This is a genomic window from Formosa agariphila KMM 3901 (assembly GCF_000723205.1).
GTDB lineage: Bacteria > Bacteroidota > Bacteroidia > Flavobacteriales > Flavobacteriaceae > Formosa > Formosa agariphila.
On sequence record NZ_HG315671.1, the window covers coordinates 1,688,656 to 1,713,321 of the forward strand.

21 protein-coding genes and 1 other RNA gene are annotated in these 24,666 nt (G+C 33.0%); 9 read left to right on the forward strand and 13 right to left on the reverse strand.

Annotation, left to right across the window (positions count from 1 at the left end; all coding sequences use genetic code 11):
• Nucleotides 1-26 precede the first annotated feature (26 nt).
• Entirely contained in the window at nt 27-1,187 is a 1,161-nt protein-coding gene (locus tag BN863_RS07210; RefSeq protein WP_038529117.1) for a cysteine desulfurase family protein, read from the forward strand.
• 17 nt (nt 1,188-1,204) lie between these two features.
• Here the strand turns inward: BN863_RS07210 and miaE are convergent, their stop codons facing one another.
• The 3 genes from miaE to BN863_RS07225 are packed head-to-tail and all read right to left on the reverse strand — an operon-like array spanning nt 1,205 to nt 4,104.
• Nucleotides 1,205-1,786, reverse strand: coding sequence for a tRNA-(ms[2]io[6]A)-hydroxylase (gene miaE / locus BN863_RS07215; RefSeq protein ID WP_038529119.1), 582 nt, complete (start codon nt 1,784-1,786; stop codon nt 1,205-1,207).
• A 4-nt stretch (nt 1,787-1,790) separates the two neighbouring features.
• Entirely contained in the window at nt 1,791-2,378 is a 588-nt protein-coding gene (locus BN863_RS07220) for a hypothetical protein (RefSeq protein WP_038529121.1), read from the reverse strand.
• Nucleotides 2,371-4,104 (reverse strand): DNA polymerase III subunit gamma/tau, encoded by a 1,734-nt coding sequence (locus tag BN863_RS07225; protein WP_038529123.1) that lies wholly within the window; start codon nt 4,102-4,104, stop codon nt 2,371-2,373. Before BN863_RS07225 ends, BN863_RS07220 begins: the two co-directional genes overlap by 8 nt.
• A gap of 146 nt (nt 4,105-4,250) precedes the next feature.
• On the opposite strand from BN863_RS07225, the gene rnpB reads away from it, so the two are divergent.
• Nucleotides 4,251-4,565: RNase P RNA component class A (gene rnpB / locus BN863_RS18180), an RNA gene on the forward strand.
• A 75-nt stretch (nt 4,566-4,640) separates the two neighbouring features.
• On the opposite strand, the gene BN863_RS07230 is transcribed toward rnpB, so the two are convergent.
• The 4 genes from BN863_RS07230 to BN863_RS07245 form a co-directional block, all read right to left on the reverse strand.
• Nucleotides 4,641-5,162 (reverse strand): nuclear transport factor 2 family protein, encoded by a 522-nt coding sequence (locus BN863_RS07230; RefSeq protein WP_148304577.1) that lies wholly within the window; start codon nt 5,160-5,162, stop codon nt 4,641-4,643.
• A gap of 218 nt (nt 5,163-5,380) precedes the next feature.
• Nucleotides 5,381-5,932: an RsmD family RNA methyltransferase gene (locus BN863_RS07235; RefSeq protein WP_038529127.1), complete on the reverse strand. Its 552-nt coding sequence runs from the start codon at nt 5,930-5,932 to the stop codon at nt 5,381-5,383.
• Nucleotides 5,932-6,774 (reverse strand): DUF3822 family protein, encoded by an 843-nt coding sequence (locus BN863_RS07240; protein WP_242404081.1) that lies wholly within the window; start codon nt 6,772-6,774, stop codon nt 5,932-5,934. The genes BN863_RS07235 and BN863_RS07240 overlap by 1 nt, the downstream gene beginning before the upstream one ends.
• Nucleotides 6,737-7,483: a hypothetical protein gene (locus tag BN863_RS07245; RefSeq protein WP_038529129.1), complete on the reverse strand. Its 747-nt coding sequence runs from the start codon at nt 7,481-7,483 to the stop codon at nt 6,737-6,739. Before BN863_RS07245 ends, BN863_RS07240 begins: the two co-directional genes overlap by 38 nt.
• Nucleotides 7,484-7,611: 128 nt before the next feature.
• Between BN863_RS07245 and BN863_RS07250 the strand changes: the two genes are divergently transcribed.
• Complete coding sequence (locus BN863_RS07250; protein ID WP_038529131.1) at nt 7,612-9,042, forward strand: ATP-dependent DNA helicase; 1,431 nt, start codon at nt 7,612-7,614, stop codon at nt 9,040-9,042.
• A 173-nt stretch (nt 9,043-9,215) separates the two neighbouring features.
• Here the strand turns inward: BN863_RS07250 and BN863_RS07255 are convergent, their stop codons facing one another.
• The 3 genes from BN863_RS07255 to BN863_RS07265 form a co-directional block, all read right to left on the reverse strand.
• The gene (locus tag BN863_RS07255) at nt 9,216-10,166 is read right to left on the reverse strand and encodes a D-2-hydroxyacid dehydrogenase (protein ID WP_038533303.1); all 951 of its coding nucleotides are present in this window, start codon (nt 10,164-10,166) and stop codon (nt 9,216-9,218) included.
• Nucleotides 10,167-10,218: 52 nt separating this feature from the next.
• The gene (serC, locus tag BN863_RS07260) at nt 10,219-11,283 is read right to left on the reverse strand and encodes a 3-phosphoserine/phosphohydroxythreonine transaminase (RefSeq protein ID WP_038529133.1); all 1,065 of its coding nucleotides are present in this window, start codon (nt 11,281-11,283) and stop codon (nt 10,219-10,221) included.
• 78 nt (nt 11,284-11,361) lie between these two features.
• Nucleotides 11,362-12,132 carry an acyl-CoA reductase gene (locus tag BN863_RS07265; protein ID WP_242404082.1) on the reverse strand — a complete coding sequence of 257 codons (771 nt, stop codon included), beginning with the start codon at nt 12,130-12,132 and terminating at the stop codon, nt 11,362-11,364.
• Nucleotides 12,133-12,485: 353 nt separating this feature from the next.
• On the opposite strand from BN863_RS07265, the gene BN863_RS07270 reads away from it, so the two are divergent.
• On the forward strand, nt 12,486-12,839 hold the full coding sequence (locus BN863_RS07270) for a 4Fe-4S dicluster domain-containing protein (protein ID WP_038529135.1): 354 nt from the start codon (nt 12,486-12,488) through the stop codon (nt 12,837-12,839).
• Nucleotides 12,840-12,909: 70 nt separating this feature from the next.
• Here BN863_RS07270 and BN863_RS07275 read toward each other — a convergent pair whose 3' ends face one another.
• Complete coding sequence (locus BN863_RS07275; protein ID WP_038529137.1) at nt 12,910-15,627, reverse strand: TonB-dependent receptor; 2,718 nt, start codon at nt 15,625-15,627, stop codon at nt 12,910-12,912.
• A 414-nt stretch (nt 15,628-16,041) separates the two neighbouring features.
• Between BN863_RS07275 and ychF the strand changes: the two genes are divergently transcribed.
• From ychF to BN863_RS07295, 4 genes are all read left to right on the forward strand, one after another.
• On the forward strand, nt 16,042-17,136 hold the full coding sequence (gene ychF / locus BN863_RS07280; protein WP_038529139.1) for a redox-regulated ATPase YchF: 1,095 nt from the start codon (nt 16,042-16,044) through the stop codon (nt 17,134-17,136).
• A 126-nt stretch (nt 17,137-17,262) separates the two neighbouring features.
• A complete protein-coding gene (locus BN863_RS07285; RefSeq protein ID WP_038529141.1) occupies nt 17,263-19,122 on the forward strand; it encodes a DNA topoisomerase IV subunit B in 1,860 nt (619 codons plus the stop codon).
• Nucleotides 19,119-19,601, forward strand: a complete 483-nt coding sequence (locus tag BN863_RS07290; RefSeq protein ID WP_038529143.1) for a hypothetical protein — start codon at nt 19,119-19,121, stop codon at nt 19,599-19,601. The genes BN863_RS07285 and BN863_RS07290 overlap by 4 nt, the downstream gene beginning before the upstream one ends.
• 6 nt (nt 19,602-19,607) lie before the next feature.
• Entirely contained in the window at nt 19,608-22,223 is a 2,616-nt protein-coding gene (locus tag BN863_RS07295; protein WP_038529145.1) for a DNA gyrase/topoisomerase IV subunit A, read from the forward strand.
• A gap of 152 nt (nt 22,224-22,375) precedes the next feature.
• On the opposite strand, the gene BN863_RS07300 is transcribed toward BN863_RS07295, so the two are convergent.
• Nucleotides 22,376-22,747, reverse strand: coding sequence for a hypothetical protein (locus BN863_RS07300; RefSeq protein ID WP_038529147.1), 372 nt, complete (start codon nt 22,745-22,747; stop codon nt 22,376-22,378).
• Nucleotides 22,748-22,779: 32 nt separating this feature from the next.
• Nucleotides 22,780-23,199, reverse strand: a complete 420-nt coding sequence (locus tag BN863_RS07305; RefSeq protein ID WP_038529149.1) for a helix-turn-helix domain-containing protein — start codon at nt 23,197-23,199, stop codon at nt 22,780-22,782.
• 304 nt (nt 23,200-23,503) lie between these two features.
• Between BN863_RS07305 and BN863_RS07310 the strand changes: the two genes are divergently transcribed.
• The gene (locus BN863_RS07310) at nt 23,504-24,655 is read left to right on the forward strand and encodes a M14 family metallopeptidase (protein ID WP_038529151.1); all 1,152 of its coding nucleotides are present in this window, start codon (nt 23,504-23,506) and stop codon (nt 24,653-24,655) included.
• The last annotated feature ends 11 nt before the right edge of the window (nt 24,656-24,666 follow it).

Here is a 24,666-nt window from a genome sequence, read left to right on the forward strand (position 1 = left end):
AATTTTATTTGAAGTAATTTTGCAACATGAAAAAGGTGTATTTTGATAGTGCTGCAACCACTAAAATTAGGGAAGAAGTTATAGTTAAGATGTCTGATGTTATGACTACGGTTTATGGTAATCCATCGTCATCTCATAGTTTTGGAAGGTCTTCTAAAACCTTGGTTGAAACGGCTAGAAAGACTATTGCTAAGCAGTTAAATGTTTCAGAATCAGAAATAGTGTTTACCTCTGGAGGCACCGAGGCCGATAATTTAGTGCTTTTAAGTGTTGTTAAAAATTTGGGAGTAAAACGAATTATCACTTCTAAAATTGAACATCATGCGGTTTTACATACTGTAGATTTTTTAGTTGAAACAGAAGGTGTTTCGGTGGAATATGTGAAATTAGATAAGCATGGTGTAGTAGATTATTCAGATTTACAGCGACTTCTTAACGCTTCTGAAAAACAAACTCTAGTAAGCCTGATGCATATTAATAATGAAATAGGTTCTATTTTAGATTTAAAGCGTACGGCAGAACTTTGTAAGTTGAATAATGCTTTATTTCATAGTGACACCGTGCAATCTATTGGGCATTACGAGTTGGATTTAAAAGCAATTCCTATAGATTTTTTGGCGTGTAGTGGACATAAATTTCATGGACCTAAAGGTGTTGGATTTGTTTTTATTAGAAAACATTCTGGTTTACACGCTATGATTCATGGTGGTGAACAGGAACGTGGACTAAGAGCAGGCACAGAGGCTGTACATAATATAGTAGGCTTAGAAACTGCGTTTAAGTTGGCTTATCAAAATTTAATCGAAGAACGAGATGCAGTTATAGAATTGAAGCGTTATTTTATTTCGGAATTAGAATTAGCTTTTCCTGAAGCTACATTTAATGGCGATTCTTCAAATTTAGAACATAGCGCTTATACGATGCTAAATGTATGTTTCCCTTTTGATGCAAGTAAAACGCAATTGCTATTATTTCAATTAGATTTAAAAGGAATCGCTTGTTCTAGAGGAAGTGCATGCCAAAGTGGTAGCCAGAAAGGGTCGCATGTATTGGCTGAAATTTTAAATGAAGCAGATTTTAAAAAACCATCTCTTCGATTTTCTTTTTCACATTATAACACAAAAGACGAAGTTGATTATGTTATAGAGGCTTTAAAAGCATTTTCTACTACTGCTAATAAGAACTAAATTTGAAAATCTGAATTTTATCCGTGAATCGTTTGGCTTTTACTTAAATCTCTCATGATTTCAGCTTCAAAATCTAATAGGCTTTGCCATTTTTCATTCACTTCATCTTTATCGCCGTACTGTCTAGCAAATCCTAAAAACATGGTGTAATGATTAGCTTCGCTTACCATAAGTTTTCGGTAAAATTCTGCTAATGATTTATCTTCTAATTCTTCAGATAATAATCTGAAGCGTTCACAACTTCTTGCTTCAATTAATGCGGCATACAATAAACGATGTACTAATTGTGTGGTTCTGCTTCCACCTTTAGGAAAGAAGGTTATTAATTTTAGAACATATTCATCTTTTCTATCACGCCCTAAAACCCAACCGTTTTCTAAGATTAAGTCGTGAACCATTTTAAAATGACTGATTTCTTCTTTAACTAAAGCAACCATTTCCTGAACCAATTCGGTGTATTCAGGGAAACTTACAATTAATGAAATGGCCGTACTCGTTGCTTTTTGTTCGCAATAGGCATGATCGGTTAATATGTCTTCAACATTTTTTTCTACAATATTAACCCATCTTGGATCTGTTGGTAATTTTAAGCCTAGCATACGTTTAAATTTTAGTTGTTGTTTCGGTGATTTTAAAATCACCTTGTTTTGAAATAGTAAGTAGAAATGATTTGTTGATAGAAGCATCTTCTGGTTTACTATAAAAAATATTAAAAATTACGGAGTCTTTAGAAAAATCTTGACTGTCATCTATCCATATACTTTTTAATATATAAGAATCTAATAGTTTAGAAGTATCATTTCTATGGTGTTGTATAAAGCCTTTAGAAATGGTTTCATTAAATAAAATTTTATCATCTAGAGTAACCAATACATTAGCATTTGCATTTCTGTAAAGTATTTTCGTATTGTAACTTGTGTGAGCATTGGAGGTTAAAATATTCGTTTTCATATCAACAAATGTTTTAACACGAATAGTATATCCCGTACTTAGAATAGTATCCGTAATGGTTTCAGAATAGTGTTCTGGAAAGTATTTTATACGTTCTGCAAAAGAGGTAAGTCTGTTTTTATCTTCTAAAATTTGCAATGATTTTACATGTGTTTTATCTCGACCATCGCAACTAGAAAAGATGATGATAGTAAGTATAAATAAAAAGTATACTATTTTGTTAATTAGCGAATTAAACATCTAGATCGAAAGCTTTTCTTAAAAGGTCTAAACTCGGGTTTTTCTCACACATTTTCTCAAATTTCTCGCGAGGCGTATAAGCATATTGCTTTTCTTTTTCTTCGTTAATTTCGATGTCTAAAGTCACATCAAAATTATTTAAACGTTTCCTAATAAAACTCATTAAATGAAATTGATTTCTCTCAACTTCAATTTTATTGGTTTGGTTAGGGTATACAACTCGAATGGTTGTTTGGTCTTTTAATTTAGGTATATCTATAGATAAAATAGACGCCAAATTATGTTGTCCTTCTGTTTCAATTATGCTCACAAAATCCTTCCAAGCAGTTTGCATATCTTCTTCAATAAAATCGTCTGTAGGAAGATTTATTTCATCGTAAACAACTTCGTTTTGTTTAATTTCATGCTCTTTTTTAGCACGAATACTCTTTAAAGATAAGCCAGAAGTACGTTTGTTTTCTTTGTTTAAAACAATTTTTGGGACTTTAGGATCTGCAAACCTCGATGTTTCAGTTTTTTTAGCAGACGTTGCAGGTGTAGTTGATTCTGTTTTTACTTCCTCTTGACTAGTTTCAGAAACTACCGGTTTGTTTACCTTAATAGGAGTAATACCTTTAGCTCTGAAGTAAGAAGGAGGAATTATGAAACGTTTGCTATTTTTTTTTTCTCCATCGAAAGTGATAGAGGCAAGCTGCATGAGACAAAGTTCGACGAGGAGTCGCTGATTCTTACTGGATTTATACTTTAAATCGCAGTCATTTGCCAACTCTATTCCTTTAAGTAAAAAGTCTTGAGACGATTTATTTGCCTGTTCTAAATATTTTTGCTTAGTTTCTTCTCCAACCTCTAATAACTCAATAGTTTGTGGAGTTCTACATACCAATAAATCTCTAAAGTGAGACGCTAGTCCAGCAATATAGTGCTGACCATCGAACCCTTTTGATAAAGTGTTATTAAATTGTAATAATATTTGAGGAATATTGTTTTCTAATATAAAATTGGTGCTTGTAAAGAAGGTTTCGTAATCGAGAACGTTTAAATTTTCGGTAACAGCTTGTCTGGTTAAATTTTTACCAGAGAAACTAACTACACGATCAAAAATAGAAAGCGCATCTCGCATGGCGCCGTCTGCCTTTTGTGCAATAATATGCAAAGCATCGTCTTCGGCTGTTATACCTTGTTCTTCAGCAATATATTTTAAATAATTCTTGGCATCATTAACCGTAATACGTTTAAAATCAAAAATCTGACATCTAGATAAGATGGTAGGAATAATTTTATGTTTTTCGGTAGTAGCTAAGATAAATATGCAATGTTTTGGCGGTTCTTCTAATGTCTTTAAAAACGCATTAAAAGCAGCTTGAGATAACATATGTACTTCATCAATAATATAGACTTTGTATTTACCAATTTGAGGTGGAATTCTAACTTGATCGGTTAAATTTCTGATATCATCTACAGAGTTGTTAGAAGCAGCATCAAGTTCGAATACATTAAAAGCAAAGTCTTCTTCTGTATTATCGCCATCTTTACTGTTAATCATTTTGGCAAGAATACGTGCACAACTTGTTTTACCAACACCACGAGGGCCTGTAAACAATAGAGCTTGAGCCAAATGATTGTTTTCTATAGCATTTACTAGAGTATTAGTAATAGCTTGTTGCCCAACAACATCTTTAAATGTTTGAGGTCTATATTTACGAGCCGATACAATAAAATGTTCCATAGAAAATGTTAGAACAACAAAGTTAAAAATTCGGTGTATATATTAAGGTATTGGTGGATAAAATTACGGGGAGTTATTAACAACTTTTCAAATTTAATAAAAGCAAGTTTTATAGTATTAGTTGGTATTTATTGTATTTTTGCGCGCAAGTAAATCGCCTTATCGCTGTTCTATTTATAGAATGGAGGAAAGTCCGAACACCGTAGTGCAACATAGTGGTTAATGGCCACCAGCCGTGAGGTTAGGAAAAGTGCAACAGAAAGTATGTACAGGTAATGCTGTAGTGAAACCAGGTAAACTCTATGTGGTGCAATGCCATGTATACCAATGTTTGAGGGCGGCACGCTCGATGTTGGAGGGTGGGCAGCTAAAATGTGTTAGTAATAATACATTCAGATAAATGATAAGGGCCTGTTCTTTTAGAAGAGGTACAGGATTCGGCTTATAGATTTACTTAAATAAACAAGCCCTTTTTTATATTATAAAAAAGGGCTTTGCTTTTGGTTGGTAGGTTATAAATATTGGTTGGTTGTTGTTTATTGGTCTTCTTCTAATCTTTCTTCTAGAAGGTCTAATTTTTCTGTAGCAACTTCTTCAAAAGCATTATAGGTTTGTAAATTATCCCAATAGCTATATTCTTTTACAATTTTCCCGTCTTTAAATTGAAATCTAGAAATAATTGGAACTTTTAATTCAGTAGTACTTCCTTTTACATTACCAGACCAAACAGCCCAACTGTTAACCCATTTTTCTCCTGCATCGTTAGTAATCATTTCACATTTAACTCCGTTTGGAAAATCGTAAGCCTCAATAAATTCACGACCTTCTTTTCCTTGTTTAATCATATCGTCAACAGAACTTGGTTCTAGAGAGTTTTCGTAAATCTGAGCATCTTCTGCATAAAGTTCTTTAAGACCTTCATAATTACTATCTTTAAAATAGTCATGCAAAGTTTTAATTGTTTCTATCTCTGGAGAAGAGGTAGTGTATTGTTTAACGGGTTCTGTGCATGAAGTCATAACGACTAAAGAGAAAACGAACAAGATGATTTTTTTCATATTAAGTATACTAAAATTGTTTTTATTTGGTGACTTAAGTTTAATTATCGAAATCTAAATTACATATTTTATATTAACTTTAACAAAAAAGAAGAAATAATTTTTTAAATAAATATAAAAAATTTATGTAATACAGAAATCGGTTTTCTAAAACGAGTAATCAATTTACTGATTGTTAGTAGTTTACTCGTTATTAGGAATTGTGTTTAAAATTTTTATTAATCCTCTGTTGTTGGATGACTAAAAAAGCTAAACATATTTCCGCCGTACGATTTAGAATAGTTGTAATTTTCTAAATGTGATATATCGGTATGCTTAGAGTGCTCAACAATTAAAACACCATCGTCTTCTAATAAATTATTTTCGAAAACCAATTCAGGAATTTTACTAAATTCTTCGATAGGGAAGGCGTAAGGAGGATCTGCAAAAATTATAGTCGATTTTAAAGTAGCTTGTTCTAAAAATTTAAATACATCACTTTTTATGGCTTGTATTGGCATTTCAAAACTCTCGGCAGTTTCATTTATAAATTTAATACAACCTAATTCTTGATCTACAGCTGTTATTTGTGTAGTACCTCGAGATGCAAATTCGTAACTAATACTCCCTATTCCTGCAAATAAATCTAGAACCGAAATATCATCGAAATAATAAGTATTGTTTAAAATATTAAATAAGGCTTCTTTTGCCATATCTGTAGTTGGACGAGCGGGCAACTTTTTAGGTGCATTAATTCGTCTTCCTTTATGTAATCCTGATATTATTCTCATTAAAAACTATTTAAAATGATAAACTCGGCATGTTGAGTTTGTGGTTGGTGATTAAAAGTGAATTTATTTTTATGTAGCCCAAAGGAAATATGTCGAACATATTCATAGGCAATATTATATAATTCGCTGTTTTTTAATATATCGCCCACGAAAACCAGTTTAATAGTTTCAGGGTTTAAGTGTAATTGTTCTATTGTAAAGAGTAAGTAATAAATAAAATCTTCTTTACTACTGTATTCAAAAGTATTATAAAATTGTAATGCACCAGAATCTACACTTAAAATCTCGAAATGTCGCGAATTAATATGTATATATAATTTAGGTTCGTCGGTGTTTTTTTCAATTTGTAAGACACTTTCAATTAAAACTGTCGAAAAATGTTTATAGGTAAATTCACCAAACTGCTCGTATATATAATTATTAATATTTACATAAGGTACGTAAACATTAAGACTATCATTAATGTCAATGGCATCAAAAGTTATAAAATCCGATTTTAAAATTTTGGAGTTAAACTTTAGATAATCGGCTAAATACTCTTCACTGAATAGAGGTCTAGGAACAAGCGTAGATAATTCGTTTGTGTGAATAATTTGAATAGTATCGAACTCTTGATTGAGGCAGTCTTCGTTTGCAAACAAAGCTTGTACATGTTCTAATAATTGATACGGGGTTTCGTATTTTTTAAAAGCTTGATGTTTTAAAACATCAACATGTTGTGTATTTAAATTTAAGATACAAAAAGAAAGTCCACTCAAACTAATTTGAATGGACAATTCTTTATGTGTATTGGTATGTAAACTACTATTCGTCGTCGCCATATGTTTTTGGCCAGTTTCCATTTGTTTTAACTTCATTCATAGATCCAACCATAATAGCATCTCCGTTAACGTCATCTACTGCTATAATTTGATTTTCTTGAACGATTAAGTCTTTATCTTGGTCAAAAAGAATAACTTCTTTCTTAACAGAAGATTCGAATACAGGAATCTTTACATCGTTTTGGTCTAAAAAACCAGCTTCTAATTTAAATTTAGCGCCTTCTGGACCAATACCTTCAGGAAGGTCCATCATTGTTTTATAACGAGGTGAAGTCTTAAATAAAGAATCCTTAACAGAAACAAAACCTAAAGTATCTATAATGATAATATCCTTATAAGATTCTACACCACCGTATCTTTTTGTCATTTCTTCATCAATAATAGTTGAATCACGACGTTGTGTAATTGTATATTTTGCTGTATCAATAAACTTAATAAGATTGTTAAAGTCTCCTGCGAATTTTCCTGTAACTTGTCTGTGAGCTAATTGTGCATCTCTAATGTCAATTAGTTTTTCGATTACTTTAGCGTAACGTTTCTTTTTAACTTGATTAAATTGGATAGGCGTGTAAACAGACATGAATGTTTGGTAGCCTAAGAAAGCTATAAGTAACCAAAGTCCAATAATTATAAAAGGTTTTAACCCTGATGGTAAGAATTTGTCAATTACCCAAACTAAACCAATAGTTAGCAGAATAGCAGCAACAGCAATAAGAATTATTGTAAGCATAGTGTTTTTTGTTAATTAAATTTTATTTAAGGTCTAACGCAAATCTACAATTTTTTTTTATTCGTTAAAACCAAAGAGAGTAAAAATCATTACTATATTTGAATAAAATTTTTTCTGAAGCCTCATAAATGAACGCAGCACAATTTTATTCCCTTATAAAACAGCAGTTTCCGTTTAATCCTACTCCAAAACAAAATATTGTATTAATTCAATTATCTGAATTTATTTTTAATACAGACCCAAAATCACTTTATTTACTAAAAGGATATGCTGGAACAGGTAAAACCACCATTGTCAGTACGATTGTAAGCAATTTGTGGAAAATTAAAAAGAGCGCAGTACTTATGGCTCCAACAGGTCGTGCCGCTAAAGTAATCTCTAATTATTCCAAAAAAGAAGCCTTTACAATTCATAAAAAAATCTATTTTCCTAAAAAAGATAAAGGTGGAGGCGTGAAATTTGTTTTACAGCCCAATAAACATAAAAACACAATTTTTATTGTAGATGAAGCTTCTATGATTCCAGATACCCCTGGAGATTCTAAGTTATTTGAGAACGGTTCGTTGTTAGACGATTTAATGCAGTATGTGTATGGCGGTCATAATTGTAAATTATTACTAATAGGAGATACAGCACAATTACCACCCGTTAAGCTAGATGTAAGCCCTGCTTTAGATCAAAAAACACTTGTAATGAATTACGATAAGGAAGTAACGTGTATGGAGCTTGATGAAGTGGTTCGGCAAGAGCAAGATTCTGGAATATTATTTAATGCTACTATACTGCGGGAAACATTACAGGATGTTTTTCTAGATAATTTTAAGTTTGATGTTGGTCCGTATAAAGACATTGTTAGGCTTATAGATGGTCAAGAAATTATGGATGCTATTAACGATTGTTATAGTGATTTAGGTAATGAGGAGACTGCAATTATTGTTAGAAGTAACAAGCGTGCAAATCTTTATAATCAGCAAATTAGAAGCAGAATATTATTTAATGAAAATGAGTTGTCTTCTGGTGATTATTTAATGATTGTAAAAAATAATTACTTCTGGTTGAAGCCTACAAGTGAAGCTGGATTTATAGCTAACGGAGATATTGTTGAAGTTTTAGAAATCTTTTCAATTAAGGAATTATACGGATTCCGTTTTGCTGAAGTTAAAATGAGAATGGTCGATTATCCGCGTATGGCGCCTATTGAAACCGTGTTGCTTTTAGATACAATTTCGGCAGAATCTCCTTCATTAACGTATGAAGATTCAAACCGATTGTATCAAGAAGTGATGAAGGATTACGAAGAGGAGAGTAGTAATTATAAGAAATTCACTAAAGTAAAGGCTAATAAATATTTTAACGCGCTACAGGTTAAGTTTTCTTATGCAATTACATGCCACAAATCACAAGGTGGACAATGGAACACTGTTTTTGTTGAACAACCTTATTTGCCAAATGGTATCGATAAAGATTATTTAAGATGGCTTTATACCGCTGTAACTCGTGCTAAAGAAAAGTTGTACTTAATAGGATTTAAAGACGAATTTTTTGAAGAAGAGTTTTAATGTGTTTCTTGAGAAGTTTAAATAAATCATTTTTAAATCAAGTATTTTAATTAAACTAAAACTTTAATCTGAATAGCTTAAAATTTTAAAAACAAGGTAATTAGTTAAATAATAAAAAAAAAGCCCTCTAATGATTTAGAAGGCTTTTTAAATTTATAATCTTTAGAAAAGAATTATAGTAAGATACTAGCAATTTGTTGCGCTAATTCTGTTCCAATTCTATCTTGAGCTTCGTTTGTTGCAGCACCTGTATGTGGTGTTAACGATAAAGAAGGATTCATCAATAATCCCATTTCTGGTTGTGGTTCTTTTTCAAAAACATCTAAAGCTGCTCTAGATATTTTACCGCTCTCTAATGCTTTAACAAGTGCTAATTCGTCTACAACACCTCCACGAGCTGCGTTTACTAAAATAGCGCCGTCTTTCATGCTGTTTAATTCTGCTTCACCAATTACGTAACCATCTTGTGCTGGTACGTGTAGCGTTAAAAAGTCAGCTTGTTTTAAAACGTCTTCCTTAGAAATAGTTTCAATGTCAAAATTTACAGTTTGTCCGTCAAAAAATTCTAATTCTAAATTAGCTTTTTCTAAAAACGGATCAAAAGCCACAACTTTCATTCCTGCTCCTAATGCCACTTTAGCTGTAGCTTGACCAATACGTCCAAAACCTAAAACCCCTAAAGTTTTACCTTTTAATTCGGTTCCTTTTGCGTAAGCTTTCTTTAATCCTTTAAAGTTTTTATCTCCTTCTAAAGGCATTTCTCTGTTAGAGCTGTGTAAGAAACGTGATAAACCATATAAGTGACCAAAAACTAATTCTGCAACAGAGTGAGAAGATGCAGCAGGAGTATTAATTACTTTTAATCCTTTTTCACGTGCATATTCAACATCAATATTATCCATTCCAACACCACCACGTCCAATAATTTTTAGACTAGGGCAGGCGTCGATTAAATCTTTACGTACTGTTGTTGCACTTCTAACTAATAATACAACGATTTGATTTTCGTTAATGTAGTTAATTAACTGTTCTTGAGCTACCGTGGTTGTGATAACTTCAAATCCGTCTTTTTCTAAGGCATCAATTCCGCTTTGAGAAATACCGTCGTTTGCTAATACTTTCATAAGATTTGTTGTCATTTTTAAGATGACTAAATTTTATTATTAATTAATTTGTTTATGCTTTTCTTTCTAGTTCGCTCATCACTTCAACTAAAGCTGCAACACTAGTGTAAGGTAGTGCATTATACATAGAAGCTCTGTATCCACCAACACTACGGTGTCCGTTAATACCATTCATTCCAGCTTCTTTAGCCATAGTATCAAAAGTATCTTTTAATTTGTCGTCTACTAAGTTGAATGTTGCATTCATTGTAGAACGATCTTCTGTTGCAGCAAAACCTTTAAATAATGGGTTTAAATCTATTTCAGAATAAATTAATTTAGCTTTCTTTTCGTTTTCTTTCTCAATTGCAGCAATTCCACCTAAGTCTTTAAGCCACTGAAGTGTTAACATAGATGTGTATACAGCAAAAACAGGAGGTGTGTTAAACATACTATCTTTTTCGATAAAGTTTTTGTAGTCTAACATTGAAGGGATTACTCTAGTTACTTTTCCTAAAAGGTCTTCTTTAATAACCACTAAAGTAGTTCCTGCAGGTCCCATGTTTTTTTGAGCTCCAGCATAAATAAGATCAAATTTAGAGAAATCTAACGTTCTAGAAAATATATCACTACTCATGTCGCATACCATAGGTACAGGGCTAGTAGGGAAGTCTTTTATTTGTGTTCCAAAAATGGTGTTGTTAGATGTGCAGTGGAAATAATCTAAGTCTGATGGTACGCTATATCCTTTTGGAATATAATTGTAGTTCGCATCTTTAGAAGAGGCAACTTCTACAACATCTCCGAAAAGTTTTGCTTCCTTTATAGATTTAGCAGCCCAAGTTCCTGTGTTTAAGTAACCAGCTTTAGTTTCTAATAAATTATATGCTGCCATTAAAAATTGCGTACTCGCTCCACCTTGTAAAAATAATGCTTTGTAGCCTTTTCCTTCTAAACCAAGTAGTTCTAAAGCTAAAGCAGTTGCAGTATCCATAACCTCGATAAAAGGTTTACTTCTGTGCGATATTTCAATTAGAGATAAACCGCTGTTGTTAAAATCGATTACGGCTTCAGAGGCTTTTAGTAAAACTTCTTGCGGAAGGATACATGGGCCAGCACTAAAATTGTGTTTTTTCATTATTTCGATAATTTTGTGATAAGCACAAAGGTGCTAAATTATTGATGAAATTATATAATAAAATTAATATTTTTTATGCTAAATTTTTAATAAAAAGCCCATTGTATCAACGTTATCGGCATAATCCCACAAATCTGGAGACTGGGTGTTTCCGAAAACAATTTCGTAATCTATAAAGTCTTTAGATACAATACATTGGATGTCTGATTTTTTTGAAATTAACTCCGTTTTTAGCTCATTTACATCGTTGTAGTACTCGTAAAAAACAGTGGCAATTGGCGAAGAAAAACTTTTGTCTTCTTTAATCATTAAGAATCCATTTTCAAGCATTTCAAATTCGCTCATTAAATACACGGCTTTATTGTAGTCGTAGTTGTTTGCGTATTTATGGTCGTTAATCACGTGGTTCCATTTGTACATAGCGTGAAAGAAGCCTTGAAAATCATAATTTTCAGGAACATATAGCTTAGACACGTTTCTGCAACCTAAACCGTAGTATCTAAAAATATCGTCGGCTAAACCTTCTAATTCTTCAGGGGTTTCTGTTCCTGTTAAAACTGCAACCGAATTTCGATTTTTTCTAATAATAGAGGGTTTGTCTTTAAAATAGTATTCAAAATAACGTGCAGTGTTGTCGCTTCCCGTTGCAATTACAGCATCGAAATTCTCTAATGTTCCTTCAACAAAATTTATTTTAGACTTAAACTCAGGTTCTACATATTCTAAATATTTAGCAAGATAAGGGAGTAGATGTTTGTCGTTAGAAGATTGCTTTACAACAACATCATGACCTGACATTAACACCGAAATAAAATCATGAAATCCAACTAAAGGAATATTTCCAGCCATAATAATAGCTACTTTTTTTGGTTGAATATTGTTAAAGGTATACTTGTTTAACCAGGTGTTAAGGTTGTTTTTAGTTAACGAGTTAGCCCATCCTTTAAAAGCGAACGAAAGGTTGTCTGAGTTAAACCATCTGTTTTGTTCTTGAGCTATTTTTAATTGATGTTTAAAGCCATCGAAAAAATATCATTGAAAGGAATGTCATCGTTTTCTGATGATTTTCTTCTGAAAACTGACTTAAAAAATCTCCTAATTTTGAAAAAGCATTAATTCTTTGCTCTAAATTCATAGTCTAATTTGGTTATGAAAGGTTTTGGCTTTATTTTAGCCCCACAAAGTTAGAAAAGAAAAACGCTATGGCAATTATAATAACAGACGAATGTATAAATTGTGGTGCTTGTGAACCAGAGTGCCCAAATACAGCGATTTATGAAGGCGCAGACGATTGGAGATATAAAGATGGTACGAGCTTAGATGGTAAAGTGGTGCTTCCAAACGGTAAAGAAGTTGATGCTGATGAAGCTCAAGAGCCTGTGAGCGACGAGATTTATTATATCGTTCCAGATAAATGTACTGAATGTAAAGGATTTCATGAAGAACCACAATGTGCGGCAGTTTGCCCGGTAGATTGTTGTGTTCCTGATGAGGATCATGAAGAAACAGAAGATGAATTATTAGGAAAACAACGCTTTATGCACCCTGATGGTTAATCTTACTATATGTTAAAAATAAAAAAACCGAGCAAACTGCTCGGTTTTTCTGTTTATATAGATTGGATTTTTAAAAACCGAATCCTAATCTTGTAAAAATGTACCTTCCGTCTGATCCCATTTGTACAGAATCGGCTAAACCTCCTTGGTCAGACCAACCATCAAATTGTGGAGATGGGTACGTGTTAAATAAGTTATTCGCTCCAACTGTTAAATTTAAGTTCTCCGTAAATTTATAACCTAAACTTAAATCTACAACTAAACGATGCTCGTAAGTGTCAGTTGCTACAGCTTTTAAAGCATCTGCTTCTGCAAATGTTGTTGGTGGTGAATCGACCCATTGAAAATCTTGTAATTGCACTTCGCTAAATTGGGTTAAAGATGTATGAATATTAAATTTAGATATTGAATATCCTATATTTAAACCGAATTTATAATCTGGTGCTGCAGCTTCTAAATAAGCTTGTGAAAAAGGACTGAAGAAGGTTAATTGTGCTTCTTCGTCTGTCATACTGCTTCCTTCGAATTCTGGAGTGTTAATGTTTTTTATTTCTAAATTATTTAAGTTACCTATAAGTCCAAAACTTAAGTTGCTAGCTGCTCCTAAAGACATTTTATATGTTAGTACAATGTCTAAACCTGTTGTTTGTGTATCTACACCGTTTGCAAAAAATTGAGCGGCATCTACATTTAATGGTCCTAGAATGGCTTGGTCGGTAAAATTGTCGGTTAAAATAATTCTATCGTCTACATTTATTAAATAGCCATCAATTGTAGCGGTAAATCCATTTTTGTTAAATGTAAATCCTAAACTAGCATTAAAAGCATTTTCTTCTTTTAAATCTTCAATACCAAAGGCTTTAGTTACCGTGCTGTTGTTTGCAGACAATAAAGATGGAATAGATTCTCCTGCAACAATATTGGTAAAAATAAGATTGTAATAAATTTGAGCTAAAGATGGTGCTCTAAAACCTGTAGAGATAGATCCTCTAAATGCAAGTGCGTCATCTAGAAGTTTGTATCTGCTTGCTAATTTAAAATTAAAAGAGCTTCCAAAATCACTGTAGTTTTCAAAACGTAAAGCGCCTCCAACTAGAAAGTCATCTGTAATGTTTATTTCAGAGTCAATATAAATGCCGTAATTCGTTCTGCTTCTGTCTACTTCGTTATCGGGACTGTATCCGGGAAATCCTTGCGATCCGCCAGGTAAGGCATCTCCATTAGAGTCTGTTGCTACATTTTGTGTACTTGGATTTGTAAGTACAACTCCGTTTTCATCGTATAAAGCATAAGATTCTATTTCTCCTGCAAAAATGCCAAAGTTTTCGGTTCTGTACTCCAATCCAAAAGCAATACTTAATCCTGAGGCTGCTTCTTCAAAATATTTATTAAAATTTACGCCTGTTGTGTTTTGGGACAGATAGTGTCCACCCGCATCAAAATCTACAGGGGAAGCATCTTTCATCGAGGCGTTATTGCTGTCTTTTATATAATAGTGAAAATCATTCTTACCATACGTGTTGTTAAAGTCTAAAGTCCAACCATTACTCATTTCGTGTTTTACACCTGCAGAAACAGAAACATCTGTTATGTTTGATGTTATTCTAGGAGTGAAGCCGTCGGGGTATAAGCTTGGGACACTTCTGTTGTCGCCATCTTCAAAACTGTCTCTAGAGAATGCATATGCATCTGTGTCTCTAAAATTGCGGCCTCCAAAAGCGTACACTTCAGTTTTGTTTCCTATTGGGATTGCGGTATTTACCATAAAATTGAATCCTTCTACACCAGCGCTACCATAGCCTTTACGCCAAGAGAAGCCTGGACGAAGTGTATTGTCTTTAGATAAGAGTTCTGTAGTGAAATTAATATAACCTCCGTTATTACCTATATCTACACCGTAATTTAAATCTAACTTTATGGTTTCTCCATCGTAATTCTTGTTTTTTCCGTCTAACCTGTTTTTACCTTCTACATTGTATAGTGTTTCTCCAGTTTCTTCTTCCCAGCCATCTCCAATAGCTGTGCTATATGCGCCATAAGTTACGCCGCCGGAAAATCCTTCCGTGTCATCTTTCAGTACAATGTTTATAACACCTGCAATTGCATCGGAACCGTATTGTGCAGATGCGCCATCTCTTAGTACTTCAATTCTTTTAATTGCCGAAGCAGGAATTGCATTTAGGTCGGTTCCAGAATTTCCACGTCCTCTGGTTCCAAATATGTTAACTAGAGAGGATTGATGTCTTCGTTTACCATTAATTAATACAAGTGTTTGGTCTGGACCTAGACCTCTTAAAGATGCTGGAACAACGTGGTCGGCACCATCTGATCCCGATTGTTTACTTGCATTAAAAGAGGGTGCGGCATATTGTAAAATTTCGTTGACTTCAACTTTCCCCGTATTGGAGGCTATCTCGGCAACATCTAAAATGTCTACAGGTACCGAAGTATCTAACGATGTTCTATTCGGATTTCGGGATCCAACAAGAACAATTTCATCTAATCCAACACCTTCTAATAGAATGACATTTAAATTAGATTGGCCATTTACTTCTATTTCTCGAGTATTATAACCCACATAGCTAAAAATAAGAGTCGCGTTTTCGCTGACGGTAATGGTGTAGTTACCATCGAAATCTGCAACAACACCATTGGTTGTGCCTTTTTCAATGATATTAACGCTTGGTATTGGTAGGCCTTGAGAGTCGCTAATATTACCAGTAACAGTTTGGCCAATGGCGAATTGGACTGTTGAGAATAAAAGCAGAAAAAAGGATAATTGTTTCATATCGTTATGGTTTTTCTTGGTTCGTGTTCTTTAAAGATATGAAAATAAGTGGTTTAAATATGCTTTGTGTATTCAGATAATTAATTGTTTACTGAGATTTAGTTAATTATTAAATACGAGTGTGGTTTCTTATTAAACGTTCTAAAAACAGCTTGTGAATTGAGTGTTTTTTCATTTTAATTTAATCTGATAAAGTTTAAATGCTATAGTTTTTTTAAATATATCAGGATTTCGATAGCGTTTTAGTGAGGTTTACTTAAAAGAAGTTTGGAAAAATGAGTTTTTTTTATGGTTAAAATCGTTAGTTAAGGTTTGAATTTTTTTATAAAAATTAATTCATATAATTACTTACATTTGCACTCGCAAAACCAAAGGCTTGGTTCTTGTATCTTTAATCTAATTACCTAAAGAAAAATGAAAGCTGGAATAGTAGGATTACCAAACGTAGGAAAATCGACCTTATTTAACTGTTTATCTAATGCAAAAGCGCAGAGTGCAAACTTTCCGTTTTGTACTATTGAACCCAATATTGGAGTGGTTAACGTTCCAGATCCAAGACTTGAAAAGCTTGAAGAACTTGTAAACCCAGAACGCGTTATGCCTGCAACTGTAGAGATTGTAGATATTGCAGGATTGGTAAAAGGAGCAAGTAAAGGTGAAGGGTTAGGAAATCAATTCTTAGCTAATATTAGAGAAACAGATGCGATTCTTCATGTTTTACGTTGTTTCGATAACGATAATATTGTGCATGTAGATGGTAATGTAAATCCAATTCGCGATAAAGAAACTATCGACATGGAGTTACAATTGAAAGATTTAGAAACCGTAGATAAAAAGCTTGAAAAAGTTAAACGAGCGGCTAAAACTGGAAATAAAGAAGCGCAGAAAGAAGAAGCAACCTTACTAAAGATTAAAACAGCTTTAGAAGCAGGTATTTCTGTACGTGCTATTGAGTTTGAAGATGATGAGTTTGAAGAATTTGTTGGGCCATCTCAATTTATTACAGCAAAACCAGTAATGTACGTTTGTAATGTAGACGAGGGTGCGGCTAACTCAGGCAATGCTTACGTAGATTTAGTTAGAGAGGCTGTAAAAGATGAAAATGCTGAAGTTTTAGTGTTGGCAGTAGGAACTGAAGCAGATATTAACGAATTAGATGATTTTGAAGAGCGTAAAATGTTTTTACAAGATATAGGTTTGGAAGAGCCAGGTGCTTCAAAATTAATTCGTTCGGCATATAAGTTGTTAAATCAGCAAACGTATTTTACGGCTGGAGTAAAAGAAGTTCGTGCTTGGACTATAGATATCGGAGCCACAGGGCCACAAGCGGCAGGAGTTATTCATACAGACTTTGAAAAAGGATTTATTCGTGCAGAAGTTATCGGTTACGACGATTTTGTGACTTACGGAAGTGAGGCTAAAGTAAAAGAAGCTGGTAAAATGCGTGTAGAAGGAAAAAATTATGTGGTTAAGGATGGAGATGTTATGCATTTCTTATTCAACGTATAAACTTTTGTTCCTATATAAAATTATAGCCAATGTTAAAAACATTGGCTTTTTTTGTTAATATTAGTGCTGTTCCTATTTCATTTTTAAAGGCGAAATAGTATCTTAGCGTCTCATCATTAAAAACCTATGCTAGACCAATCCAATTATACCGAAGATAATATACGTTCATTAGACTGGAAAGAACATATTCGTATGCGACCAGGGATGTATATTGGTAAACTTGGCGATGGTTCTTCTGCCGATGATGGTATTTATATTCTTCTAAAAGAGGTTTTAGATAACTCTATTGATGAGTATGTTATGGGGGCGGGTAAAACCATCGAAATTTCTATTCAAGGCAGTAAAGTTATTGTCCGTGATTATGGTCGTGGAATTCCTTTAGGAAAAGTAGTCGATGTTGTGTCTAAAATGAACACCGGTGGAAAGTATGATTCTCGTGCTTTTAAGAAATCGGTAGGATTAAATGGTGTAGGTACAAAAGCGGTAAATGCATTATCGTCTTATTTTAGGGTAGAGTCGTCTAGAGATGGAAAATCGGCTTCAGCTGAGTTTGAACAAGGAAATCTTGTAAATGAAGAGTTTTTAGATGAAACCACACGACGAAAAGGAACTAAAGTGTCTTTTGTTCCGGATGAGATTATCTTTAAAAATTACAAATTTAGAAATGAATACGTTTCTAAAATGCTTAAAAATTATGTGTATTTAAACCCAGGTTTAACCATAGTTTTTAATGGCGAAAAATATTATAGTGAGAATGGATTAAAGGATTTATTAGGAGAAAATATCAACGAAAGTGATATGATGTATCCAATAATTCACTTAAAGGGAGACGATATAGAAGTAGCTTTAACTCACAGTAAAACACAGTATTCCGAAGAGTATCATTCTTTTGTTAACGGACAAAATACAACGCAAGGAGGGACGCATTTATCGGCCTACAGAGAAGCGATTGTAAAAACAATTCGTGAGTTTTATGGTAAAAATTATGATGCTTCCGATATTCGGAAATCTATTGTAACGGCTATTGCTATAAAAGTTATGGAGCCGGTTTTCGAAAGTCAGACGAAAACGAAATTAGGGTCTACAGATATGGGAGGCGAGTTACCAACTGTAAGAACTTATGTAAACGATTTTCTTAAAAGATATTTAGATAATTACTTGCATAAAAACCCTGAAACTGCAGATAAAATTCAACGTAAAATTCTTCAAGCAGAACGTGAACGTAAAGAATTATCGGGAATTAGAAAATTAGCTAAAGACCGCGCTAAAAAAGCGAGTCTTCACAATAAAAAATTAAGAGATTGTCGCGTTCATTTCGGAGATATTAAAAACGGACGTAATCTAGAATCGACTTTATTTATTACCGAGGGAGATTCTGCCTCGGGAAGTATAACAAAATCTCGAGATGTAAATACGCAGGCGGTTTTCAGTTTAAAGGGAAAGCCGTTAAATTGCTATGGCTTAACTAAGAAGATTGTATACGAGAACGAAGAATTTAATTTACTTCAAGCAGCGCTGAACATAGAGGAATCTATGGAGGATTTACGATATAATAATATTGTAATCGCTACAGATGCCGATGTAGATGGTATGCACATTAGATTGCTATTAATTACATTTTTTCTTCAGTTTTTTCCTGAAATTATAAAAGAAGGACATTTGTATATTCTTCAGACGCCTTTATTTAGAGTGCGTAACAAAAAGAAAACCATATATTGTTATTCAGAACAAGAGCGTGTAAATGCTATAGATGAACTTAAGCCAAAACCGGAAATCACGCGATTTAAAGGGTTGGGAGAGATTTCTCCAGACGAGTTTAAGCACTTTATTGGTGAAAATATCCGATTAGAGCCTGTAATGCTAGATAAAGATATGTCTATCGAAGAATTGTTAGAGTTCTATATGGGAAAAAACACCCCTACACGTCAAAAATTCATTATCAATAATCTAAAAGTAGAAATAGATTTAGTCGCTGAAAAAAAATGAGAACAGATAACGGAAAAGTAAAAAATATTATAGTTTCGGTATATTTTGTTTTAATTCTTTTAGCTGTAATTATGGCTACAGTTTTTAGTGCTTTTAGTGATCTAACCAATAATGCGGGAATAATATTTTTCATTATTGTATTTGTTTTTGCAGGTCTTTTTTTAGCTGTATATTTAATAGCTAAATATTTCGAATACGACAGCGATGGCGATAAAGTTTTTGTGACAAATAAAGGTTTACTGTTGTCTGAAAGATTCAATTATAGAGCTCATGAATTTGAATTCAATAAAGAAGATTTAGTCGGTTTTAAATTTAACAACTACATCGTTTATAGAAGTTTAGTTTTGTATGTTAAAAGTAAAGGACGAAGTACAGTAAAAGAGCATTTTAATATTAGTTTGGTAACACGTAGAAAACGAAAATACGTGAGACAGTCTTTAAGTAAAATGGTAAAAAATAATACATCAAAAAAAGTTTAATTATTAATGATTGAAAACGATAGTGACGAATTAAATGATAATCTGCCAGTAGAAGGTCAAGAAACAATTACCAGAGTAACTGGTATGTTTAAAGACTGGTTTTTAGATTACGCATCCTATGTTATTTTAGAACGTGCCGTTCCTGCAATTGAAGATGGTTTTAAACCGGTTCAGCGTAGGATTATGCATTCTATGAAAGATTTAGATGATGGTCGCTATAACAAAGTCGCCAATATTGTAGGGCATACCATGCAGTATCATCCACACGGAGATGCGAGTATTGCTGATGCTATGGTGCAAATTGGTCAGAAAGATATTTTAATTGACACCCAAGGAAACTGGGGAAATATATTAACGGGAGATTCTGCTGCGGCATCTCGTTATATCGAAGCACGTTTATCTAAGTTTGCGTTAGATGTGGTTTATAATCCTAAAATTACAGAATGGCAATCGTCTTATGACGGTAGACGAAAAGAGCCTGTAAATTTACCGGTTATGTTTCCGCTATTATTAGCGCAAGGTGGAGAAGGAATCGCTGTAGGATTATCTACAAAAATATTGCCTCATAATTTTATCGAATTAATTGATGCGTCAATTAAGCATTTAAAAGGGAAGCGTTTTACTATTCTACCCGATTTTCCGACAGCGGGAATTGCAGACTTTACGAATTATAATGATGGATTGCGAGGTGGAAAAGCGCGTGTTCGTGCAAAGATTTCTCAATTCGATAAAAACACCTTAGTCATTACCGAGATTCCTTTTGGTACAAATACATCAACGCTTATAGATTCTATACTTAAGGCAAATGATAAAGGGAAAATTAAAATTAAAAAAATAGAAGATAATACCGCTGCCGATGTTGAAATTATGGTGCATTTGCCTTCGGGAATTTCACCAGATAAAACTATTGATGCGTTATATGCGTTTACAAATTGCGAAATATCGATTTCGCCTTTAGGTTGTGTTATTGAAGATAATAAGCCATTATTTATTGGCGTGTCTGAAATGCTAAGACGCTCTACAGATAATACGGTAGAACTTTTAAAAAGCGAATTAGAAATTAAGCTTAGCGAGCTTGAAGAGATGTGGCACTTTGCTTCGTTAGAGCGTATTTTTATAGAAAACAGAATTTACCGCGATATTGAAGAAGAAGAAACCTGGGAAGGTGTAATTCGTGCAATTGATAACGGACTTAAGCCACATATTACACATTTAAAAAGAGCGGTGACAGAAGATGACATCGTGCGTTTAACCGAAATTAGAATTAAGCGTATATCTAAATTCGATATCGATAAAGCGCAACAAAAAATAGATGCTTTAGACGAGCAAATAGCTGAAGTAAAACATCACTTAGCTCACCTAATCGATTATGCTATAGCATATTTTGCGAGATTAAAAAAAGAATATGGAGAGGGGCGTGAGCGTAAAACTGAGATTAGAATTTTTGATGATGTAGATGCTACTAAAGTTGTAATCCGTAATACAAAGTTATATGTAAATCGAGCAGAAGGTTTCGTGGGGACTTCATTAAAACGTGATGAGTATGTGGGAGATTGTAGTGATATAGATGATATAATTGTGTTTACTAAGGCTGGTGTTATGATGATTACCAAAGTAGATTCAAAAACCTTTGTTGGTAAAGATATTATTCACGTTGCTATATTCAAGAAGAAAGACAAGCGTACCATTTACAATATGATTTATCGTGACGGCGCAAAAGGACCAACTTATGTTAAGCGTTTTGCTGTTACGGCAATTACCCGAGATAAAGAATACGATTTAACTAATGGCGCAAAAGGGTCTACAAGTTTATATTTTTCTGCAAATCCAAATGGAGAAGCAGAAGTAGTCACTATTTTACTACGTCAAGTAGGGAGTGTTAAGAAATTGAAGTGGGATTTAGACTTTTCAGATATCTTGATAAAAGGGCGGGCCTCTAAAGGAAATTTGGTAAGCAAGTATCCTGTTAAAAAAATAGAACTTAAAGAAAAGGGAATTTCTACTCTTAAGCCAAGACGCATTTGGTTTGATGATACCGTGCAACGATTAAATGTAGATGGTCGAGGTGAGTTGTTAGGAGAGTTTAGAGGTGAAGATCGAATTTTAATTATTACACAATCTGGTCTCGTTAAAACTATTTTACCAGAATTAACCACACATTTTGATAACGATATGATTGTTCTCGAAAAATGGGTACCAAATAAACCTATTGCTGCTGTGTATTTTGAAGGTGAAAAAGAACGGTATTATGTAAAGCGTTTTTTAATAGAGAATGAAAACAAGGAAGAAGTTTTTATTTCCGACCATGAAAAGTCTCAATTAGAAATCGTGTCGACAGATTGGTTACCTGTAGCCGAAGTTGTTTTTGGAAAAGAACGCGGAAAAGATCAACGAGAAAATCAAATTGTTAATCTTGAAGAGTTTATTTCTGTAAAAGGAATTAGAGCTTTAGGAAACCAGTTAACTACAGATAAAGTGAAGCAGATTAATCTACTTGAACCATTGCCTTACCAGCCGGCAGAAGAAGTACATGCCGATGATATTGATGTGGTTGGTGATGAGACTGTAGATGGATTGAAAAATGAAGATTCAGACGATGATTCTCAGCCTACTTTGTTTTAGGCGAATAAATAAATTAAAAAAAAATCACGATAATTACAACTGTAGTTATCGTGATTTTTTTTGTTTAAAACGATTTTAAAGCAATATCAGTGATTTTAAAAACGCGCACGATAACCAAATACGTTTTTTTATTAAAAGCGCTTTAAAGTTGTTTATTTAACTCTATTTGCAACACCCTTTTGTTTTGTGTCTTCTCCAACATAAGAATATTCAAAGGTGTAAGAAGAATCTGTTGTGGTTAATATTTTTAAATGAATGTCTTTACGTTCAATTCTGTTTTTAGGATTTATGGTTCTAAAAATAACTTCGCAATCATTAATCCAACGTACTTCAGAAGAATCGACCTTGCCTTGGTAGGTTTCAATTTGTAATTCATCAGTTCTATTAAACTCCGATTTAAATACAGAACCATCAATAGTGATTTCGCTAAAATAATGTCCTGTTTTAAAGTCGGTGCAATTTCTTTCAACATTATAGCAGCTAGTCATGGTTAATGCTAATGCGAACAGAACAACGTATTTCATAAGATTATAATTTTTTTTCAAAAATAGTGAACTTAAATGGAGTTCTCAAAGTTTTTGAAGCTTCCGTCTGTGTAAAAAATCACAATACGCTCAATCTGTTTTGAGTCGTTAGAATTTAATATCTGATTTGAAATTTGATTAGGAAAGGGTTTGCCGGCAGGTTTAGGTTCAGTTTGTGTTTTGTCTTCATTAGAAAATAAATCTGGAGCATTTTCATTTTTAGATTCCGATGGAAAAGTGCCTTTTCCATTTAACAACCAATAGAGTTCAACTTCTGGGTAGGTGGTTAAAATTTTCATTACAAAATCTAAACTTGGTTTATTTCTTCCAGATAGAATATGTGAAATTGAAGAACGCTGCACTCCAATTTTTTCAGAGAAAGAGGAGGCTGATTCACCATAAAAATCAATCACTTTTTGTAGACGTTTTGTAAATGCATCACTGTTTATCATTGTAAACTATTTGTCTGGGGTTGCTTGGTTACAAATGTAATAAAAAGATTGTTGCATTAGTATATATGTAAACAATATAGTGAAAATATATTAAATAATTACTTTAATAATTGCTTTCTAATATGCTGAAATACAATTTATAAAATGTTTTTTATTGCATCGACATTTTTTCTATAAACATCTGTTATAATAGACATATATAAGAGTATAAACATGTATAGAAATGTATACAAGAAACCTAGTAAAACTTGTTTACAAATGTAAATATTAAAATGTTTACATTTGTATACCTATAAAAAAAGCTATGACTATTACAGAACTTACTGCTCTCTATGAAACGTATAAGGAGCCGAAATTACATGGACGTTACATTACCAATTCTCATATTAAACCACTTTTAGAAAATCTAGATTCAAGTTTCGAAGTGTTTGATATTGGAACTTCAGTTTTAGGTAAACCTATTTCAGCAATTAAAATTGGAACAGGAAAAAAGAGAATTTTACTTTGGTCTCAAATGCACGGAAATGAGTCGACAACTACTAAAGCGCTTTTCGATTTTATTAATGTACTTAAACACTCTAAAGTAGCTTTACATTTAAAAGACACGTGTACCTTTTATATAATACCTATACTAAATCCAGACGGTGCAGAAGCCTATACTAGACTAAATGCAGTAGATGTCGATTTAAATAGAGATGCCCAGTTGTTAACACAACCAGAAAGTAAAGTGCTTAGAGCAGTCTACGATTCTTTTAAGCCAGACTTTTGCTTTAATTTACATGGACAACGTACTATTTTTAGTGCGGGATCTATTAATAAGGTCGCAACGGTATCTTTTTTGTCTCCTGCTCAAGATGAAAATAGGACGATTACCGATTCGCGTAAGATAGGCATGGATATAATTGCTGAAATGAATACAACTTTACAACAGTTAATTCCAAATCAAGTAGGGCGTTACGACGATTCTTTTAATATTAATTGCGTTGGAGATAGTTTTCAGTCTTTTAATGTACCTACAATTTTATTTGAAGCTGGGCATTATGCGAACGATTACGATAGAAATCAAACTCGATTTTATATCTTTAGTTCGTATATAACGGCATTTAATTATATCTCTAGTGAAGAAATTTCGGGCGATAATTATAATGCTTATTTTGAGATACCAGAGAATGATAAGTGTTTTTATGATGTAATTATTAGAAATGCGAACGTAGGAACAGTAGAAGAACCACAGATTTTAGATGTTGCTATTCTTTTTGTAGAAAAATTAATTAACGGTAAGGTTGAATTTATCCCAAAAGTGGATAAAATTGAATTATTGACAAATTACTACGGACATAAAGAGGTTAATGCTAATAATATGAGTGTGTTAGGTGCCGATAACAAGCCGTTAATGGTAGGTGTCGAAAACGATTTCGTGACTATTGGTGCTGATAATTTTTTATTAAAATTGTGAAAACCTTAATA

Bases quoted from the DNA above. Each gene is read 5' to 3' on its own strand.
- BN863_RS07210 (WP_038529117.1), top strand. From the start codon at position 27: ATGAAAAAGGTGTATTTTGATAGTGCTGCAACCACTAAAATTAGGGAA.
- miaE (WP_038529119.1), bottom strand. From the start codon at position 1,786: ATGCTAGGCTTAAAATTACCAACAGATCCAAGATGGGTTAATATTGTA.
- BN863_RS07220 (WP_038529121.1), bottom strand. From the start codon at position 2,378: ATGTTTAATTCGCTAATTAACAAAATAGTATACTTTTTATTTATACTT.
- BN863_RS07225 (WP_038529123.1), bottom strand. From the start codon at position 4,104: ATGGAACATTTTATTGTATCGGCTCGTAAATATAGACCTCAAACATTT.
- BN863_RS07230 (WP_148304577.1), bottom strand. From the start codon at position 5,162: ATGAAAAAAATCATCTTGTTCGTTTTCTCTTTAGTCGTTATGACTTCA.
- BN863_RS07235 (WP_038529127.1), bottom strand. From the start codon at position 5,932: ATGAGAATAATATCAGGATTACATAAAGGAAGACGAATTAATGCACCT.
- BN863_RS07240 (WP_242404081.1), bottom strand. From the start codon at position 6,774: ATGGAAACTGGCCAAAAACATATGGCGACGACGAATAGTAGTTTACAT.
- BN863_RS07245 (WP_038529129.1), bottom strand. From the start codon at position 7,483: ATGCTTACAATAATTCTTATTGCTGTTGCTGCTATTCTGCTAACTATT.
- BN863_RS07250 (WP_038529131.1), top strand. From the start codon at position 7,612: ATGAACGCAGCACAATTTTATTCCCTTATAAAACAGCAGTTTCCGTTT.
- BN863_RS07255 (WP_038533303.1), bottom strand. From the start codon at position 10,166: ATGAAAGTATTAGCAAACGACGGTATTTCTCAAAGCGGAATTGATGCC.
- serC (WP_038529133.1), bottom strand. From the start codon at position 11,283: ATGAAAAAACACAATTTTAGTGCTGGCCCATGTATCCTTCCGCAAGAA.
- BN863_RS07265 (WP_242404082.1), bottom strand. From the start codon at position 12,132: ATGGCTGGAAATATTCCTTTAGTTGGATTTCATGATTTTATTTCGGTG.
- BN863_RS07270 (WP_038529135.1), top strand. From the start codon at position 12,486: ATGGCAATTATAATAACAGACGAATGTATAAATTGTGGTGCTTGTGAA.
- BN863_RS07275 (WP_038529137.1), bottom strand. From the start codon at position 15,627: ATGAAACAATTATCCTTTTTTCTGCTTTTATTCTCAACAGTCCAATTC.
- ychF (WP_038529139.1), top strand. From the start codon at position 16,042: ATGAAAGCTGGAATAGTAGGATTACCAAACGTAGGAAAATCGACCTTA.
- BN863_RS07285 (WP_038529141.1), top strand. From the start codon at position 17,263: ATGCTAGACCAATCCAATTATACCGAAGATAATATACGTTCATTAGAC.
- BN863_RS07290 (WP_038529143.1), top strand. From the start codon at position 19,119: ATGAGAACAGATAACGGAAAAGTAAAAAATATTATAGTTTCGGTATAT.
- BN863_RS07295 (WP_038529145.1), top strand. From the start codon at position 19,608: ATGATTGAAAACGATAGTGACGAATTAAATGATAATCTGCCAGTAGAA.
- BN863_RS07300 (WP_038529147.1), bottom strand. From the start codon at position 22,747: ATGAAATACGTTGTTCTGTTCGCATTAGCATTAACCATGACTAGCTGC.
- BN863_RS07305 (WP_038529149.1), bottom strand. From the start codon at position 23,199: ATGATAAACAGTGATGCATTTACAAAACGTCTACAAAAAGTGATTGAT.
- BN863_RS07310 (WP_038529151.1), top strand. From the start codon at position 23,504: ATGACTATTACAGAACTTACTGCTCTCTATGAAACGTATAAGGAGCCG.